Origin of the sequence: Aromatoleum evansii (assembly GCF_012910805.1) — a bacterium.
GTDB lineage: Bacteria > Pseudomonadota > Gammaproteobacteria > Burkholderiales > Rhodocyclaceae > Aromatoleum > Aromatoleum evansii.
Genome location: NZ_WTVK01000220.1, coordinates 1 through 452, shown reverse-complemented (window position 1 = coordinate 452; position 452 = coordinate 1). Strand labels below are relative to the sequence as shown.

Below are 452 nucleotides of genomic sequence, written 5' to 3'. Positions count from 1 at the left end.
GCATATCGCCGATGGCGAGCTGAATCTGTGGCAGGCGTCTTCCGATAAATGACCTGTTAATAACGGGCGCGCGAACCGCGCCCGAATCAGATCAGTGATTATGACGAGTCAGTCGGTCAAGATAGCCCATCACAAATGCAGAAAGCACAAACGTCAGATGGATAATGACGTACCACATCAGTTTGTTATCCGGGACATTTTTCGCATCCATAAAGACGCGCAGTAAGTGAATGGAAGAAATTGCCACAATCGACGCTGCTACTTTGTTTTTCAGCGACGTTGCGTCCATTTTCCCCAGCCAGTTCAGCTTCTCTTTGTTCTCGGAGATATCCAGCTGTGAGACGAAATTCTCATAACCGGAAAACATCACCATCACCAGCAAACCGCCAACCAGCGTCATATCCACCAGCGACAGCAACACGAGGATCAAATCTGATTCCGCCATCGAGAAG

The 452-nt window shown here is 48.9% G+C and carries 1 protein-coding gene; it reads right to left on the bottom strand.

Annotated features, from left to right (window positions below):
• Positions 1–91 precede the first annotated feature (91 nt).
• The coding region (locus GO615_RS28015) for a TIGR00645 family protein (protein WP_169133088.1) at positions 92–452 on the bottom strand (361 nt) is incomplete at its 5' end.